At 44.4% G+C, this 17,710-nt stretch carries 20 protein-coding genes and 1 other annotated feature; of the genes, 13 read left to right on the top strand and 7 right to left on the bottom strand.

Annotation, left to right across the window (positions count from 1 at the left end; all coding sequences use genetic code 11):
• Nucleotides 1-55: 55 nt before the first annotated feature.
• Nucleotides 56-559 (bottom strand): hypothetical protein, encoded by a 504-nt coding sequence (locus tag K7G97_RS13450; protein WP_223040773.1) that lies wholly within the window; start codon nt 557-559, stop codon nt 56-58.
• 137 nt (nt 560-696) lie between these two features.
• On the opposite strand from K7G97_RS13450, the gene K7G97_RS13445 reads away from it, so the two are divergent.
• From K7G97_RS13445 to K7G97_RS13385, 13 genes are all read left to right on the top strand, one after another.
• Nucleotides 697-1,179, top strand: a complete 483-nt coding sequence (locus tag K7G97_RS13445) for a hypothetical protein (RefSeq protein WP_223040772.1) — start codon at nt 697-699, stop codon at nt 1,177-1,179.
• Nucleotides 1,180-1,242: 63 nt separating this feature from the next.
• Nucleotides 1,243-2,073, top strand: a complete 831-nt coding sequence (locus K7G97_RS13440; protein WP_223040771.1) for a GNAT family N-acetyltransferase — start codon at nt 1,243-1,245, stop codon at nt 2,071-2,073.
• A gap of 278 nt (nt 2,074-2,351) precedes the next feature.
• Entirely contained in the window at nt 2,352-2,744 is a 393-nt protein-coding gene (locus K7G97_RS13435) for a hypothetical protein (RefSeq protein WP_223040770.1), read from the top strand.
• A 62-nt stretch (nt 2,745-2,806) separates the two neighbouring features.
• Nucleotides 2,807-3,044 (top strand) — a binding site (T-box leader).
• Nucleotides 3,045-3,142: 98 nt separating this feature from the next.
• Nucleotides 3,143-4,651 carry a peptide ABC transporter substrate-binding protein gene (locus K7G97_RS13430; RefSeq protein ID WP_223040769.1) on the top strand — a complete coding sequence of 503 codons (1,509 nt, stop codon included), beginning with the start codon at nt 3,143-3,145 and terminating at the stop codon, nt 4,649-4,651.
• 164 nt (nt 4,652-4,815) lie between these two features.
• Nucleotides 4,816-6,099, top strand: coding sequence for a methyl-accepting chemotaxis protein (locus tag K7G97_RS13425; RefSeq protein WP_223040768.1), 1,284 nt, complete (start codon nt 4,816-4,818; stop codon nt 6,097-6,099).
• A gap of 215 nt (nt 6,100-6,314) precedes the next feature.
• A complete protein-coding gene (gene hag / locus K7G97_RS13420) occupies nt 6,315-7,190 on the top strand; it encodes a flagellin Hag (RefSeq protein ID WP_223040767.1) in 876 nt (291 codons plus the stop codon).
• 106 nt (nt 7,191-7,296) lie between these two features.
• Entirely contained in the window at nt 7,297-8,862 is a 1,566-nt protein-coding gene (locus K7G97_RS13415; RefSeq protein WP_223040766.1) for a tetratricopeptide repeat-containing glycosyltransferase family 2 protein, read from the top strand.
• Between the two features lie 17 nt (nt 8,863-8,879).
• Nucleotides 8,880-10,055 (top strand): glycosyltransferase family 2 protein, encoded by a 1,176-nt coding sequence (locus K7G97_RS13410; protein WP_223040765.1) that lies wholly within the window; start codon nt 8,880-8,882, stop codon nt 10,053-10,055.
• Between the two features lie 180 nt (nt 10,056-10,235).
• The gene (locus K7G97_RS13405; RefSeq protein WP_223040764.1) at nt 10,236-10,592 is read left to right on the top strand and encodes a flagellar protein FlaG; all 357 of its coding nucleotides are present in this window, start codon (nt 10,236-10,238) and stop codon (nt 10,590-10,592) included.
• A 17-nt stretch (nt 10,593-10,609) separates the two neighbouring features.
• Nucleotides 10,610-12,178 carry a flagellar filament capping protein FliD gene (gene fliD, locus K7G97_RS13400; RefSeq protein WP_223040763.1) on the top strand — a complete coding sequence of 523 codons (1,569 nt, stop codon included), beginning with the start codon at nt 10,610-10,612 and terminating at the stop codon, nt 12,176-12,178.
• Nucleotides 12,179-12,192: 14 nt separating this feature from the next.
• The gene (gene fliS / locus K7G97_RS13395; RefSeq protein WP_035410054.1) at nt 12,193-12,561 is read left to right on the top strand and encodes a flagellar export chaperone FliS; all 369 of its coding nucleotides are present in this window, start codon (nt 12,193-12,195) and stop codon (nt 12,559-12,561) included.
• Nucleotides 12,558-12,911, top strand: coding sequence for a hypothetical protein (locus tag K7G97_RS13390; RefSeq protein ID WP_223040762.1), 354 nt, complete (start codon nt 12,558-12,560; stop codon nt 12,909-12,911). The genes fliS and K7G97_RS13390 overlap by 4 nt, the downstream gene beginning before the upstream one ends.
• Nucleotides 12,912-12,938: 27 nt before the next feature.
• Entirely contained in the window at nt 12,939-13,115 is a 177-nt protein-coding gene (locus K7G97_RS13385) for a hypothetical protein (RefSeq protein ID WP_169738097.1), read from the top strand.
• A 52-nt stretch (nt 13,116-13,167) separates the two neighbouring features.
• Here the strand turns inward: K7G97_RS13385 and K7G97_RS13380 are convergent, their stop codons facing one another.
• From K7G97_RS13380 to K7G97_RS13355, 6 genes are all read right to left on the bottom strand, one after another.
• A complete protein-coding gene (locus K7G97_RS13380) occupies nt 13,168-14,907 on the bottom strand; it encodes a sensor domain-containing diguanylate cyclase (protein WP_223040761.1) in 1,740 nt (579 codons plus the stop codon).
• A gap of 87 nt (nt 14,908-14,994) precedes the next feature.
• Complete coding sequence (locus tag K7G97_RS13375; protein WP_223040760.1) at nt 14,995-15,657, bottom strand: DUF2225 domain-containing protein; 663 nt, start codon at nt 15,655-15,657, stop codon at nt 14,995-14,997.
• A gap of 25 nt (nt 15,658-15,682) precedes the next feature.
• Nucleotides 15,683-16,123: a YaaR family protein gene (locus K7G97_RS13370; protein WP_058705025.1), complete on the bottom strand. Its 441-nt coding sequence runs from the start codon at nt 16,121-16,123 to the stop codon at nt 15,683-15,685.
• 13 nt (nt 16,124-16,136) lie between these two features.
• Nucleotides 16,137-17,027: a flagellin N-terminal helical domain-containing protein gene (locus K7G97_RS13365; protein WP_223040759.1), complete on the bottom strand. Its 891-nt coding sequence runs from the start codon at nt 17,025-17,027 to the stop codon at nt 16,137-16,139.
• Nucleotides 17,024-17,416, bottom strand: a complete 393-nt coding sequence (locus K7G97_RS13360; RefSeq protein WP_223040758.1) for a flagellar export chaperone FliS — start codon at nt 17,414-17,416, stop codon at nt 17,024-17,026. The genes K7G97_RS13365 and K7G97_RS13360 overlap by 4 nt, the downstream gene beginning before the upstream one ends.
• A complete protein-coding gene (locus tag K7G97_RS13355; protein WP_029342503.1) occupies nt 17,413-17,703 on the bottom strand; it encodes an EscU/YscU/HrcU family type III secretion system export apparatus switch protein in 291 nt (96 codons plus the stop codon). Before K7G97_RS13355 ends, K7G97_RS13360 begins: the two co-directional genes overlap by 4 nt.
• Between the last annotated feature and the right edge of the window lie 7 nt (nt 17,704-17,710).

The following is a 17,710-nucleotide window of genomic DNA, read 5'->3' as shown; positions in this document are numbered from 1 at the left end:
AGGTCAGTTTTCGGAAACCATTCCGGAACTGACCTCTCTTGAATTAATGTAACGATTATTGACCTTCGTTCGCATGAACGAGACTTGGTTTGACGAGAGTATAAAACTCATCGCTCATCCCGACACGGCTGCCCATCTGGCAAGCGAGTTCGAGTGTTTCCTTATAGAAGTTCGCGACAAGATCGTGATTTTTGATGTGCTCGTCTTGCATCGCCTTTTTGACCCCAAGGACGACCTTGTCGATTTGCTCATCGGCATCATTACGGACCGGTACGACGTTTTCCGGAAGATCGACTTCCTTGTCATGTCCGTTGAAGCGGAACGATGCCCCGAATCCGAGGTGCTCGAGGAAGAAGTGCGGTAACAGTTTACTCGCGAAGAACTGATGCCATTCCGTCTCTTTCATTGCTTCCATGTCACGCTTGAACGACGTCGTTGCGAGTGCATAACGATCGTGTGTATCCTTCATGAACTTCTCGAGGATCGGAACCTGCATTGCAAACGCATTCTTGAGCAAGTTATCGAGCTGTTCTTGCGTTAATTGTTCTTGTTCAGTCATCGCTTTAACCCCATTTCGTTTCGTTATCCCTATCGTAAGAAATTTAGACAATTCCGTCAAATCTTTTTCGAGAATAGAGTTTACCTATTTCACAAAAGGGAATCCATTACTATCGATCATTTTAAGGGGGAGTCAGCATGAAACGAATCGCAATGACAGGAGTCTTACTCGGAGCATGTCTGACTCCGGTGACGGGCTTTTCTGCAAGTAACGTGACATACAGTAAAGGGGTTGTCGCGAACGAATCGTTCGGCTATACCGTCAAAACGACGGACGCGTTGAAAAAGGCGATCCAACAAGATAAAGTCGAGCTCGTCAAGAACAAGACGGTCAAATCGAAATACGGTGTCATCACGCGGAGCGGCACGTTCGCGTTGTACTATAAAGTTAAAGGAGCGGACCAACTGCTCGTCAACTTGAACTATGAGCCGAAGAAGCTCTCGAAAAAACAGTTCGACCGTGAAATCGGATATGGTACATATCTCGGGACGAAAGGGAGCAAAACGTACTACTACGTCTTACCGACGGAAGCCGTCAAAGGAGCTGTCGGCAAGAAAGCGATCGAGAACTTGATCGTTAAGGATGTCCCGCAGATGATGAAAACATTTAAACTGCAATGAGCACTAGCTTTTGCTAGTGCTTCTTTTGTTCGTTCGGTATAGTTGAAAATGAGGTGAATGAATATGGAATGGAACGTCACAGACGTCAAACAAACAACAGATGTATTACAACTCGAAAAATGTGTCAACGATCACGATGGCATTGAATTAAAAGTCGCAGCCGATTGGGTCGGCGAGAACGATTTCGCAATCTATGATGGCGAACAATTGATTGGATATTTACAAACATTCGCGTACTTACCGACAGAGTGGGAATTGAATGTCTTTGTTGATCCGGATTACCGGAAACAAGGTGTCTTCACGGCACTCGTTGAAGCAGCACGGGCGCGGGCAACGGAAGCAGGCGTTGAAGCATTTACGTTCGTCATTGACGACGCAAGTGAGTCAGGTCAAGCTGTCCTCGAAGGATTAGGTGCCGAGTACCGGATGACAGAGTACAACATGGTCTTGAAAAAGGCGCAGTTGTTCTTAAAAGCCGATCCGGATTTCGAATTACGGGAAGCGACAGCGGGCGATCGTCCGTTCATCGTTGAGACGCTCGGTAAATCGTTCGGGAACACGGACGAGGAAGCGGAATCGATCTATCAAGCGATTGAATCTGACGACCGAATTACGTTCATCGGTGTCGCGAGCGGCAAACCAGTCGGCGTCATCCGTGCTTATCTCGCTTCCGATACACAAGCGAGCATTCATGCGTTCGCGGTTCGTCCGGAAGCGCAAGGTAATGGTTACGGGAAGAAGATGCTGAAGCTTATGGTTCAAGCGTTGTTCCGGACAGGTCGGACACAACTCGAACTCGACGTCGAGACGGACAACGACCGGGCACTCGATCTTTACAAAGAGGCAGGATTCGTCGTACATCGTGGCTATCAGTTCCACGTGTTAGCGGTTTAATTGAAGTAAACATCACGACTTTTCCACTCGCTTTCCTCAGGCGAGACACAAGCCGCGGCGCTGTCGTCTTCGACGCAGAGCCGGGTCTTGTTCGTCTCTGACAGCGCGAACGCGCTTTTTCCTGTAGGAGTCGAGTGGACGTGTAATGCATCATCAAAGAACGGTCTGCGGATCGTTCTTTTTTATGATGATTAATACAGAAACTAAACAAAAACGTTGGAACCTTTTCTGCAATCCGTCGTATACTAGACATATGGAAAAAAAGAGGAGGCGACGTCATGGAGAGTCGACAGGATTCATTGCGGACGTTGAAGTGGGTATCAGGTGGAATGGAAGCGGTGCTTGGGATTCCGCTCATAGGTGGTTCAATCGTCTTTTTCTCAGGTTATAATGCCCTGTGGTTGATGCTCGCGTTTCACATCGTCGTCGTCGTATTGACGGCACGTGCCGGGAATGTCTCAAAAGGGAACATCGTCGGGATCGTCGCATCAACGGTCGGTGTCATTCCGGTCGTCGGGATGCTCTTACACATGGCAGCAGCAATCACGATTCTCGTGGATGCAGCACTCAGTAACCGAATCGTTACACGAACACATGTCAAACACGTCGAACCGATTCGACCACGTCCGGTCCGTCGGGAGCAAGAAAAACAAGAAGATCATCCGTTCTGAGTTTTTTTCGTTGACAGTGAAAAACAAGCCGTGTAAAGTAAACAACAAGTTAAGCCATATCAATTACATCGACGACGCGGAGTAAGTATCGTCAACACTGCCGACCAAGCGAGTCAGGAATGGTGAGAGCCTGACACGGTAAGCTGAACGAGAATGGACCGCTGAGAGCCTGTTGAACTTTTGAGTAGACAGGACGGTTGCCCCCGTTACCGGGCTAGCTGGTTGTTGGACCAGCGACAAGTGGAGACGATTTTTCGTCTCAATCAGAGGTGGCACCGCGCGGATACAGGCGTCCTCTATGCATTAGCTGTTAGCTATGCGTAGAGGGCGCCTTTTATTGTACGTCAAGGTATGCCGAATCATCCAACGCTCATCATATTTCTCAGGAGGCACTACACATGAAAAAGACATTGATCGCAGCGGCGAGTACGGCAGTCCTATTAGCAGGATGTGCAACGACAGAACCAGCAGAGGACAAACAAGCGGACAAAAAGGTCCTGCATACGATGGAGAGTTACGACCTCCTGTCGGTTGACCCGGCAGACGCTATCACGTCAAACATCTTCAACCAAATCTATGAAGGACTCTATCGCTTCGACGCGAACAACGAACTTGTTCCGGCGGCAGCAAAATCACATAGCGTCTCTGAAGACGGAAAAGTCTATACGTTCAAGCTTGACCCGAATGCAAAATGGTCGGACGGAAAGCCCGTCACAGCAGAGAACTTCCGTTATGCGTTCGAGCGTGTCATCAAAACGAACTCACCGTTCGCTTACTTGCTCGAGCCAGTCGAAAAAACGACAGCGGTCGACGACGAGACACTTCGAATCGAACTGAAACGTCCGACACCATACTTCCTCAGCATGACGACGTTCGGCACATATATGCCGGTCCGTGAAGATATCGTCAAAGCAAAAGGTGACCAGTTCGGAACGGATCCAAAGACGAACGTCTACAACGGACCGTTCACATTCAAGAAATATCAAGCCGAGCAAGGCTATACGCTCGCAAAGAACGCTGAGTACGCAGACCGAAAAAACGTCAAAATCGACGAAGTCGACGTCAAAATCATCAAAGATCCGATGCTTGCGATCAACTTATTTGAGTCCGGTGAACTCGATGTCGCACCACTCAACTCGGAGAACGTCGTCACGTACAAGGATCAAAAAGAGTACAACACGTTCAGCGATTCGCGGATGTTCTTCATCCGGATGAACGAAAAGACTGATGCTTTGAAGGATAAAGAAACACGCCAAGCAATCGATGCGGCATATGATAAAAAAGCGATGACGGAAACGTTGCTTGGAAACGGTTCACTGCCAGCGGATTATATCGTGCCGAAAGAACTTGATCCGAAATACGATAGTGCGCGTCAAATCGAATCATCATATGATGTAGCAGCGGCAAACAAAGTGTTGGCGAAGCAAAATCTTGAGTTGACGATGTTGATCGAAGATGACGACGTCTCGAAAAAAATCGGGGAGTACATCCAAGGCGCGTTGAAGAAGCAGAATGTCGACGTGAAACTGTTATCACTTCCGAAGAAAGAACGTCTCGCCCGTGAAGGACGAGGGGACTACGACCTGTCACTCGCGAGCTGGGCTCCGGACTATCAGGATGCAACGACATACCTGAACTTGTTCACGACCGGTAACCCGTTCAACATGATGGACTATTCGAACAAACAGTATGACCGTCTCTTGAAACAGGCTGAAAGTGAACTCGATCAAGACAAACGTCTCGCGTTACTCAGTAAAGCGGAAAGCTTGTTGCTCGACGATCAAGCAATCTCACCGGTCTATCAACGGAAGAATGCCTTCTTGCAAAACACGGAAGTCAAAAATCTCGCCCGTCATAATGTCGGAACGGATATCTCATATAAATATGTTGAGATTGAGCGGAAATAAGAAAGAGAGAGTGATGGACGATTTGGTCCATCACTCTTTTTGGTGTGCTTTTGTCATCTCACTGGGAATCGTTTTTGAAAATCGGGTCAACTGACTTAAAACGGTTACAAAAGAAACCGATAGAGAGGACGGTGAAAGAAGATATAGGAAAGGGAGTTTCGGTTATGCGTAAATTACGAAGCAACTTGAAAGTGCGGTTATTCTTTTGGGTCTTGGCCATTTCAGTCATCACGAGTGGTATCTCAGCTCAGCTCGTGCTCTATCTCCACCGTGGACTTGATGTCGCGGATACGAACGCAATCTGGATTGGAGCAGGGATTGGCTTATTGTTATCGTTGATAGGGACGTCGTTGACACAATTAATCCTACGTCAACCGATCAAAGCGATCGAAAAGGCAACAGAGACGGCACGCGAAGTCGCAAACGGCAACTTCAACGTCGATTTCGAGGAAGCGAAGCGCGGCGATGAAGTCGACCAACTGATGCATGAACTCGAAGTGATGGTCTTACATATCCGCAAACAGGCGACACAGATGGGAAGTTCAAGCGATAAGCTGACAGCATCCGCACAAGAGATCGCAGCAGCAGTCCAGGAAGGGAATGCGTCGGGTGAAAGCATCCGTTCAGCGATGGCAGAGCTATCCGCGAAGATGAACGAAAACGTCGATCAAGCCTACTTGTCGATGGACGCCCTCGGTGCGGTCAAACGGACGATGGATGAAGTCGCAAAAGAGATGAACGAAGCGTTGAAATCAGCGACAGTCATGCAGACAGAAGCCCAGAACGGGAAGACACTTGCGACCGATTCTGTCGAGGCGATGCATATGATTTCGAAAAAAATGGAACAGTCAGCGACACTAAACGGTCGTCTGACGGATATGACAGGTGAAATCTCACGGATTACGGATGTCATTAGTGATATCTCAGCACAGACGAACTTGCTCAGTTTGAATGCATCGATTGAAGCAGCACGGGCAGGTGAAGCGGGACGTGGCTTTGCAGTCGTCGCTGCCGAAGTCAAAAAACTGGCGGAACAAACAGCGACATCAGCAAAAGAAATCACGGATTTGATTTCTGGTGTTAAACGTCTTGTTAATGACACGGCGAACGCGATGACCGATGTTCAAAGCGAAGTCGCGACCGGTGTCGGACTCGTCGAGCAGGCAGGTTCGTCGTTCGAAGAGATTCATCATTCGACAGAGAACGTCTACTCACGAGTTAAATCGGTTGACCAGCTCGTTGTCAAATCGGATCAAGAGATTGATCAGGTTGGCTTGACGACAGCGAATATTCTCGCGATGGTTGAGGAAGCATCGAAGCACGCGGAACAAGTCTTGCAGGCGTCGAGTCATCAAGCAGCATCGCTTGGTGAAGTCAATGGAGCGATGGAAGAACTGGTTGCGGTAGCTGAGCAATTACAGGAAGAGACTGGCGCGACGCGTATATAAACTATGAGAAAATCGTACGTCCGAACCGGATGTACGATTTTTTTGCATTTTTTTGAAGAAAGTTGTTAAACATTTCGAACGGACGACGATATATAGGGTGGAAGCAGTCATCGACTAAATCCACCGTGTCACCCTTGGGCCGGCCAGGGGGCACATCTCGGAGAAGACGGATCTTCAAAGAGACAAAAAACTTTATCCTATGGAGGGAAATCAAAATGATTATCAATCACAACGTAACAGCGCTTAACACGCACAACAAACTTGCAGCTGCAACTGGAGCTCAAAGTAAGTCAATGGAGAAACTTGCTTCAGGTCTTCGTATTAACAAAGCCGGAGACGATGCAGCTGGTCTTGCAATCTCTGAAAAAATGCGTGCTCAGGTTCGTGGACTTGACCAAGCATCACGTAACGCCCAAGATGGTATTTCATTGATTCAAACGGCTGAAGGTGCATTGAACGAAACACACGATATTCTTCAGCGTATGCGTGAACTCGCAGTTCAATCATCAAACGATACAAATACTGCAACTGACCGAGGAGAAATTCAAAAAGAACTTGATCAGTTAGTTGATGAAGTTGATCGTATTGCAGGAAATACTGAATTTAACACTCAAAACTTATTGGGTGCTAAAAATGCAAGTGGTTTCACTGGAAGCGCTCAGTCGTTCACTTTCAAAATTGGTGCGAACTCTGGTCAAGACATCACACTTTCAATTTCTTCTATGGATAGTGCACGATTAGGTACTACATCGGGTTCAACAATTCAATCGTTAAAATCAACTGCTTCAGGTGGAGCACTTGAGTCAAGAGCTACTGCTGACACAGCAATCAAAACAATCAATGATGCGATTGAAAAAGTATCTTCGGAACGATCTAAATTAGGAGCTAACCAAAATCGTCTTGAACATACAATCAATAACCTCAAAACTTCTTCTGAAAATCTTACAGCGGCAGAATCACGTGTTCGTGACGTTGATATGGCTAAAGAAATGATGAATCAAACAAAAAATTCAATTCTTGCTCAGGCAGCTCAAGCTATGCTAGCACAGGCCAACCAACAACCACAGGGTGTCTTACAACTTCTAAGATAAAATTTTTGAGTATAAGTCTATCTAAATTTGATAGACTTATACTCATTTTAATAATATTTTTAGAAGATTATTAAAATGAGTATAAGCCTAAATAAGAGGTGAAAGCATGGCACTAATTTCTTTGTGTATGATTGTAAAGAATGAAGAGAACAATTTAAAAAGATGCTTAAAATCAATAGCACATTTGGTAGATGAGATTATAATCGTTGATACAGGATCGGAGGATGATACAAAAAAAGTTGCTTTGCAATATACAAAAAATGTCTTTGAATTTGAATGGGAGAAAGATTTCTCTTCAGCTAGAAATTACGCTGCTAGTTTTGCAAAAAGCAAATGGATTTTGGTGATGGATGGAGATGAATACATTGATGAAAATAATTTTAAAATATTTAAAAATCAATTATTTAATTCAAGAAGTGATATTCTCATTCCAAAAATCATTAATTTTTTAGGTAGTAGCGGAGAATCGATAGCTCAAAATTATCATGAAAGAATTTACTTAAATAATAGTGAAATTAAATACGATAGACCAATACATGAACATTTAGTAAGTAAAACTTCAACTGAGTTAATAAGGGATCATTGTGAATTAATTATTTATCATTCCGGATATTTAGATCAGCAAAGAAGCTTAAAAAGTAAATCAACGAGAAACTTATACATATTAGATAGTATTAAAGAAAAGTTGCCTATTGATTATTATTATTTAGGTAATGAATTAGTAAGCATAAATAAATTAGAATTAGCTATAGATAATTATATAATTGCATACAAAAAAGAACATAATAAAAGTCTCAATTGGATTTTGGACTTACTAGTAAGGTTGATAGGTTGCCAAATAGAAGTTAATAGAATTGATGATGCTAGAAATATTATTAATTCTTGTTTGATAGTGTATCCAAATATAGGAGAATTTTTATATTTTGATGCTTATATCTATTACATTACAAAAAACACAAAACTATCGATTGAAAAATTTGAAGAATTATATGAAAAAAGAGAAGTTATTGAAACTATATATAGTGAAGATTATACAAAGATACAACCATTAAAGTTATTGGCCAGAAGCTATAGAGAAAATAAACAGATAAATGAATCGGTAAACGTAATTTCAAAAGCAATTGCGTATAATCGATTGGACTTAGAATCATGGAAGTTTTTAATTGAAACACTTGCATTAGAAATTTCTGAAGACGAATTATATCATTTTATCGAAAATAAAATTTTTTCAGATGATATGTTTTCTGAACTTCAGAAAATAACGATAATCGGATCGATTCTAGAACCGAAGGTAAATAAAATATTAAAACAAAAAATTCATTCGGAGAAAAAAGATTTGCCATTAATTTTAATTCAATCTATACAATTAAAATCATTAATGATAGAAAAAAATATTACGGATCTAATCTATGTGATTAATGAAATTGACGATGCAATTATTAAAAGGATTTTAAAAATAGGGATTTTTGATTACATTGATTTATTAGTTATCTATTCAATTGAAAAAAATAAAACTACTTTAAAGTCATTAAAAAGATTAATTAGTCAAATTGAAACTTCTCAAAAGTTGATTTTTTTAAAAGATTTTGTTTTAAAAAATAAATCTAAAAATATAACGAAATGTTTTGAAGAATACAGCACGTATATTGATAAAAAATTATATTTTTTGTGAATTAAAGGATGAGATAAATGAAAAAGGTATTAATCGGAAGTCCGATACATCAAGATCCAGAAATTTTAAAATATTTTTTAGATAGTTTATTGTTATTAAATACTTTGAATGTAGAAGTTCATTATCTTTTTATTGATGATAATAAAGATTTAAATTCAAAAGAAATATTGAAAGATTTCTCTGAAAATCAATCAAATGTAGTTATTTATGAAAGTTTAGATGAAGATGAATATATTAAAAACGAAGAAACACATTTTTGGAACGAAAAATTAATTTGGAAAGTAGCTCATTACAAAAACATAATATTAAAAATGGGAGAAGAATACTTATTTGATTACGTCTTTTTAGTTGATTCAGATCTATTACTTCACCGAGAAACTTTAAATGAATTAATTAGTTCAAAAAAAGATATAATTTCAAATATATTTTGGACTAAGTGGCAACCACATTTTCCTGAATTACCTCAAGTTTGGATGTTTGATCAATACGAACAATATGAGAAGAAAAGATGGGAAGATTTAAGTAATGAAGAAATCGTAATTCGAAGAAATGAATTTATCGGAAAAATGAGAATTCCTGGTGTTTATAGGGTTGGAGGTCTTGGTGCGTGTACATTGATTAGTAAAAAAGCTATTTCTGACGGTGTAAATTTTTCTGAAATAAGTAATCTATCTTTATGGGGAGAAGATAGACATTTTTGTGTAAGAGCAGAATCTTTAGGATATAAACTGTTTGTCAATACAGTGTATCCATCGCTCCACTTGTATAGATTATCAGATTTGAAAACTAAAAAAATAAAAGAAGCTATAAAAGAAATTTCTTATGATTTTTTTAATTTGAAAAGAACTATTACTATCGGATTGAAGAATTTGGGGACATTTGACTTTAAAGAAGGTTATATAAATGAATGGAAGAGTTATTTTACAAAGGATTTTACCGAAATAATCGAAGGAGCTATAACAGAACAAGCAAATCATATGAGGATTAAAGAAATAAATGTAAAAGCAAAAATTTATATTCTTAATATTGATAAGATAACTAAAGAATACTCTCAAGCTAGTATCTTAATAAACAATAAGATAGTAACAAAAGAAAATGAAGAAGAAGAAAGTAATTTATTTAAAGTCGAGTTGGAAAATAAGAAAGATAAATGGAAAATATCTAACTTAGAATTTATGTCTAGGATAAAGTAACCAAATTTTAAGATCAAAATGGCTCCAGTTTAGGAGTCATTTTTTTTCAAGTAATAAAAAGAAAAAGTGAGTGAAAAGTTCATAAATAAAATTAAGTGTTCTTTTAATCTATTCCTCTCAAAAATTTTAATTCCATAACCGATATATTGAGTAAAGACATTAAATTAGGAGTGAACGACTATGAATTCCATCAATACGGAAATTCGCCTTCATCTGCCTTCGAACGTACTACCGTACGAAGCGACACGAAATGTGTTTGTGGAGGCGAATCAGGAAGCACTTGCAGAAGAAGGAGTCGTTGTCCTACCAACACCCCAACATATTACGAAACTCGAAACAGCGATGGAACAAGCAAACATTAAACTTGAACTGCAACGGACCGGCTTGAAGTTCGTCAAACATGAACAGCTGAACGAATATTACATTCAAGTCGTTGATTCGAATAATAACGTCGTACAAGAAATTCCGAGTAAAAAAGAACTTGATTTTTTTGCGGCATTCATGGAGTTTAATCAATTGATCGATAAACGGATTTAATAGAAAGGACTGATTGTATGGCAGGCATTCGACTGAGTGGTCTTGCGAGTGGTATTGATACCGAAACGATGATCAAACAATTAATGCAGGCGGAACGAGCGCCGGTCGATCGGTTATCTCAAAAAAAACAGACACTAACTTGGCAACGCGATGCATATCGAGAAATGAACCGAGTATTGCTTGATTTCCGGACAGCGGCAGGCGACATGTTGTTGTCGAAGAATTATCAAACCAAGATCGTTACGAGTTCGAATCCGACGGCGTTAACGGTGACAGCAAGTCCAGCGGCGTCAGCCGGTAGTGTGACAATTGACAGTATTGATCAACTGGCTAGTGCGGCCTCGGTGACTATGGTCGCAGCAACTGGGAAGAAAAGTGACGCAACACTTGAAGAAAGTGGATTGTTCACGAAAGATGCGGATGGGAAAATCAATGTCCAGATCAATACGTTCGATGCAACAGGCAAAGCCGTGACGGAGACACTGCAACTGGACGCAACGCAAAAGATTTCTGACTTAACAGCAGCAATCAATGGTAAAACAAGTCTTGGGATGAACGCTGTGTTCAATGATTTAACAGGAAAACTTGTTTTAACAAAAACGAGTACTGGTAACCTAAATCCCGCAGGTGCAGATATTTCGATCGTCGATGCATCAGATAATACTGCAAAGGTTAATTCACAGGATGCAACATTCGGTCGTGAAGGGCAGAACGCTAAATACACGATTGGTGGACAACAACTCGAACAGACTACGAATACGTTCACGCAAAACGGTCTGACAATTACCTTGAACAATGTCACGACGACAGCGACGACGATCAATACGGCACTGGATACACAGAAAAACTTTGATTCGATCAAAAACTTCGTCGATAAATACAACGACGTCATCGATAAGATGAACAAAAAAGTCCGTGAAGAGAAATATCGTGATTTCCAGCCATTGACGGATGCCCAGCGCAAAGAATTGAGTGAGGACGAAGTTAAGAAGTGGGAAGAAAAAGCGATGAGTGGTGTGTTGAAAAACGATAGCTACTTACAGGACGGCATGAATCAGTTTCGGAGTGCGATTTCGTCGAAAATCGATACGGGTTACTCGTATACGTCAGGTACGGATACGATCCAACTCCAGTACTTGTCACAAATCGGAATTACTTCAACGAGTGATTTCCGTGACGGTGGTAAGCTAAAAATCGATGAGACGAAACTGAAGAAGATGCTTGAAGAACAGCCGGAAGGTGTTTTTAAACTGTTTACTGCTGACGCCCCGGAACCGACGAAGGATGGGCAAGGTAATCCAGTTCCAAGTCAAAACGGAATTGACGGTTTCGTTCGCCAGATTCAAGGCTTTGCGACAACACTCCGCGATAAGATTTCCGGTGTTGCTGGACGGGACGGAGCGGTTGCGACGACATATCGACTCGGGAAATCACTCGCTGATCTCGATAAGAGCATGTTGTCGTGGGAAGACAAGTTAAAACGAAAAGAAGACAGTTACTATCGCCGATTCGCGGCAATGGAACAAGCGATGAACCAAGCAAACAGTCAATCAGCGACGCTTGCCGGCTATCTCGGACAAGGATAAAAGGAGGAAACGCAATGAACCCTTATGCTACGTATCAGACGAACTCGGTAACGACAGCGTTACCTCAAGACTTAACACTAATGTTATATGAAGGATTGATCAAATTCTCGATGCTTGCGAAACGTGCGATCGAACAGAAGATGATTGAACAAAAAAATACGAATATCCAAAAGGCACAAGCCATCATCAGTGAGTTGCAACTGACGCTCAATCAATCGATTGCCCTGTCAAAAGATTTGAACAGTTTGTATGACTATATGCAAACGCGTTTAATTGATGCGAACGTAAAAAACGATCTCGTTGCAATTGATGAAGTGATCGGCTTTGCCGAAGAATTCCGCGAGACGTGGAAAGAAGCGATGAAACTCGCACGGCAACGATGAGTCCGCTCGATCCGCTTTGCCTGAAGACGAAACGGCTGATTGAACTGCTTGATCAAACGCCGAATGAAGAGACGTATGACGAATGGATCGAGAAGATTCAAGGTCTGCTGAACGAACGAGAAGCATTCATCGCGGCACACTCGAATCTGCTCGCTGGTGCCAATCAAGCCGTCATCCAGGAACTCGTCGCTGATAGTCGAAAAATCGACTTGAAATTATCAGCGGAAACGGCTAAATTAGGGGTACAAATCAGTCAGTTGCGTCAGACGCAAACGAGTCGTAAATCGTACGTCGATCCGTACGAGGAAGTCGATCATAGTTTTTCACCGTATTTTGATTCTCGTCAGTAACTTTCTTGTGTGAGGGAGGGATCTTTCGTGACCAAGCGGGAAGACAAGAAGCGTCCCGTACCGCAGCCGTATTTCCAATCGGACGGCTCGTACGATCAGTTTATTGAACCGGACGTTGAATCGGAATCATGGGAAGAATTCGAACGCCCTGTCTCCGATGCACCGGATGCCTATGAAGAAGAAAAATATCGTCGTGAGTCGTAAGCTCATGACAAAAAATGCCCTGTCCATTTCTGTGGACGGGGCATTTTGCCGTTCATTTAAAGCGGTAGGCGTTCTTGTCTTCTTGCTTGACGGTGTACATCGCTTCGTCGGCGCGAATCAAGAGTAGACTTGTCGTCCGACCATCGTCTGGATAACGGGCGATGCCGATTGACGGCGTGACCTGCATAGCAGTCGCGTCAAAGAAGAACGGATCGTTCAAGCGAAGGAGGACATTCTCAGCGTAGGTGATCGTCTCCGTGCGACTGCGGGCGAGGAAAACGATGAACTCATCTCCACCGAGTCGCGCTGCTACATCATCTTGCGTTAAATCGAGCTGCAAGCGACGTGCTGTCTCCTGCAAGACATAGTCTCCAGCGTCATGTCCGTAGCGGTCATTGATCTGCTTAAAGCCGTCAAGATCAATGAATAGAAGCGATCCTTCGGTTAAGGTTGCGAGCTGCGCTCCAAGGTGATCCTCGAAATACCGGCGATTCGGAAGTTTCGTCAAGGCATCGTGATAACCGAGTTCCTGGAGCCATTTTTCTTGTGATAAGGCTTCCGTCAAATCAGACAGAATGACGTACAAATCCGCTTCACCCGGAATCGGAATTAACGTCACTTCGAACGTCCGTCCGTCGACGGGGCGCATCAACAGCTGTTTTTCACCGGTTTCAAGTTTCAGAAATGCCGCAATCAATTGATCGACTAAGGCATCAGGAACATAGCCGTGCGGGAAGTAACGTTCTGCTGCCGGGTTCATCGCTTTCTCATGCCCATTGCCGTCGAAACGAATGATCGGTTGTGGGTGGGCGAGGAACAGGCGGCGATACTCTTCCTTCCGGAGTTCGAGTTGTGTGGTATGGCGGTCAATTCGGTGTGTCAGATCGACTTCGAACGTCTCGAGTTCCGTTAGTAACTGACGATTGAGACGTTCGGAGAAAAATTGCCGGAACATAAATAACGAGAACAAGATGATTAGCGTCGGGAAGTAGACATCTTGCGCCATCGGAAGGAACGTGATGCCCGTCAACAGAACAAGCAGACTGATATACGGCAAATACGGTCGTCCGAGTCGGTCGCGTGCCGGTTGCTTCGGTGGCACGTCCTTAAAGTAGACAGCTAGCTCAAACAAACTGACCGCATAGAGCGGGAAGAAGCAAGCAGCGAACGTCAACTCATCACGAATGAAGAATGTGTAATAACCGAAGTTCGCCAAGATGAATAGCATCATCGCCTGAATCAGTCGTCTGTGTGCCAATCCACGAAGTCCTGTCGCATACAAAATCAAAAAGAAGAACAACTGCGCAATGAAACTGATCGCATAGCCGAGCATAGCGACGAATTCGATGTCAGAGCGTGCGAACGTTGGTAAGTGTCGCAGGATGACCGTATAACCAAAGACGAAGACCATCCCGAATAAGAGCACACCGTCAATATAGAGTAGCCGTGCATGGCGAATCGAAGACCAGTCGATCAACCGGGTAAAGGCGATGGCGGTCAGAATCAGGAAGGCGGTCAATGTCAAGTTGGCAACAGAGTCGACTTCCGGCGGGTGCGGGAAGAAGGTCAGGATAAAGTTGATCCAGAGACCACTTGCGAACAAGAGAATCGCGATGCCGACCGAGCGTTCCGAGTGCTTCGGGAAGAACCAACGCCTGGCTTGAATCGCGACGAACGTCACAGCAAGTAGCGTCGCAAGAACAGCGACCAGCGGAACGAACGGTGTTCCGCTGACAAGTAGCATCAGCCCGTAGGTGATCAGTAAATAAAGAATCGGTAACGTTGGTCGCATCGCGGACCTCCTTTCCTGAAACAGTGTGTTGGCTCTTTTCGACGAGCGGTGAAAAAAATCCTTGTCCCGTCTGATGACGAACAAGGATCAGTCCTGCTCTTGCACCCATTCCCAGTGGCTACGTGCGTCTTTTTTGATTTTGTCGGTCGCCGTCTTGCTTTGGAACAACCGACTGTACCAGAGGCGGGCCGTGTCTGTGTCTTTCGTCACAGCGTATAGGTCCGCGATCCGCAATAGAAGGACGTCTTCTGGAATCCCGCTCTCTTTGACGGATGTGTAGTTGTCGTAAAGAGAGACATATTTCTCAATCGCTCGACTCGCCCAAAGTTGTTCTTCGTTCTGTTGACCGGTTAAGCGATGCAACCAGGACAGACGAACGCCGAGCATTGCTTGGATCGCTGGCTTTTGCTCCGTCACTTGAGCCGTGTAGAGACAAAGCTTATAGAGCTGGATTGCCTGTTCGATCGTCCGCTCCGTACCAGCAAACGGTAAGACAGGAAGCGTTGGCAGGATATGATCTAGTAAGGTAGCTCGAACGTCCGGCGATAACTTTCCGAACGACTCGTGGAAGAAAAACCGACAATGGCTACACTGAATCGGTTCATAGAGATAGACATTGACGCCTTGATGGCGGATGAAGCCATCAAAGTCGGTCGAGGCAACACGGATATGTCGCGACAGGACACGTTTCGTCTCCGTCGTTTTCAAGCAGTAGGGGCAGATGCACTTTTTAAGATATAAGTCTGGCATGTAGGGGGACTCCTCTAATTCTAGATTACACGAAGACGTTGACGAGCATGCCTTTGATCTCGCCGACTTGGTCGAGGATATCGAGCCGTCGCGATTCGCCAGAGATGACCGTATCCGTCAACTGCAGGAGCTTCGCATCGACTTGCTCGACGACCTTATAAATCTTCGTCCGACCGCGGCGGTTGAAGCCACGCTTCTCTTCGAGTTGTTGCGATTGGTCGAGGGCATCTTTTAAGAAGTCCTTGATTTTTTCTTTATAGCTTTCAAGGTGCTCGATTGTCTGACTTTCAGCGAGCAGTTGCCCGTGTTCTTCGACGAGCGCGAGCTTTTGTTGCAGGCGCTCGTAACCTTTGTGGTCGCGCTTCTCTTGCATCAAGGCAGAGAACGTCGTCGACGCTTCGACTTCACGGGGACCACCTTTTAAGGACTGGAGTCGTTGCGTTTCTTGGATGCGGCGGATATCCATCGGGTCTGCCTCCTTAGTTGAGTAATTGTAAGACGCCTTGCGGTAGGGCGTTCGCTTGAGCGATCATTGCCATCCCCGATTGGTTAAGGATGTTGTATTTCGCATATTCCATCATCTCACGCGCCATATCGGTATCGCGAATCCGTGATTCCGATGCCGTCAAGTTCTCGACGCTGACGCTGAGGACGGACGACGTTGCTTCGAACCGGTTCTGGATCGCGCCGAGCTGTGCCCGTTGCTGGGAGATTGTATCGATTGCTTTCGTATACCGGCTGATTGCGTCGTTTGCGTCCGTTGCCGTCATGACGCTAAGGGCGTACTCGGGTGCACTACCACTCGGGAAATCAAGCGGACGAATCAAAGGATTCGTTTGTGTCGTTGAACTGATATCAAGCGCGAGAGCTTGCATATCGTCAATCGTGATCGAGATGCCTTCGTTGGCACCCGCATTCGTTTGGATGAACAGGGCACTGTCGGCATCGCTGAACTTGCCGCTCAACAATTCCTTCCCGTTGAACTGCGTCGTTTGTGCGATCCGCGAGACTTCGTTCGTCAGCTGGTTGATCTCTTCTTGGATTGCTGTCCGGTCTTCCGTTGCGAGCGTGCCGTTGCCAGCTTGGACGGCGAGTTCGCGCATCCGTTGCAATAGGTTGTGCGTCTCACTTAAACCACCTTCGATCGTTTGGACCATCGAAATACCATCAAGGACGTTTTGTTCCGATTTATCGAGCGCCTTCAAGCGATTACGCATCTTCTCTGAAATCGCGAGACCAGCTGCATCATCGGCACCTCGGTTGATTTTCTGACCGCTCGACAGTTTATCCATCGTCGTCTTGACGTTCGTCTGGTTGATGCTGAGGTTGCGATAAGCCTTCAAGGCTTGGACGTTATTCGTGATTCTCATTCGTATTCCATCCCTTCGTATCGTTGATGATGTGCGGCGCGCACGAGTGGTCGATCGACGGTCTGTGCCGCTTGCCAAGTGACGCGTAAGTCTTCTGCTAGTTCGAGTAGTTCGTCGAGGACCTTTGGTGTCTTATAGACCTGTAACGTCTGCTCGGCAAGATAGTGGTAGAGGGCATCGAGTTGTGCGGTGATGATGCCACCGTCGTCATGCAGTCCCGCCTGCAGTTTGTCGAGTAACTGATAGGCTTTTTGTAAACGTTCGTTGACTTCGTCAAAGCGATTCGCGTCACGCGCAATCGTGGTGCGATCATATTGTAGGACGAGCCCCGTCAGCATGACTTCCGTCAGCTGTTGCGGGGTCATCGCGTAGAGTTCTTGTTCTGTCATGTTTGTCGTCCTTTCGCATTGTCGAGTTCTTCGATCAATAAGAGCAGTTCTGCCATCACGTCGTATAGTTGCGGGGGAATTGCCGTCCCGAGGTCGAGATCGAGTAAGTGACCGAGCAGTGACGTATCGTGTTCGATCGCGACACCGTTTGCTCGTGCTTCTTGGAGGATGCGATCGGCGGCTTGTCCGCTTGCGCGAGCGACGACGACCGGTGCTTGACCGGATGCTTCATCGTAACGGAGGACGGCAGCCGTCTTACGTCCGGTTAAATCGATTTTCTGATACATAACGGTC

Source organism: Exiguobacterium acetylicum, from assembly GCF_019890935.1.
GTDB classification, from domain to species: domain Bacteria; phylum Bacillota; class Bacilli; order Exiguobacteriales; family Exiguobacteriaceae; genus Exiguobacterium_A; species Exiguobacterium_A abrahamii.
This window is presented reverse-complemented; position numbering and strand designations above follow the sequence as displayed.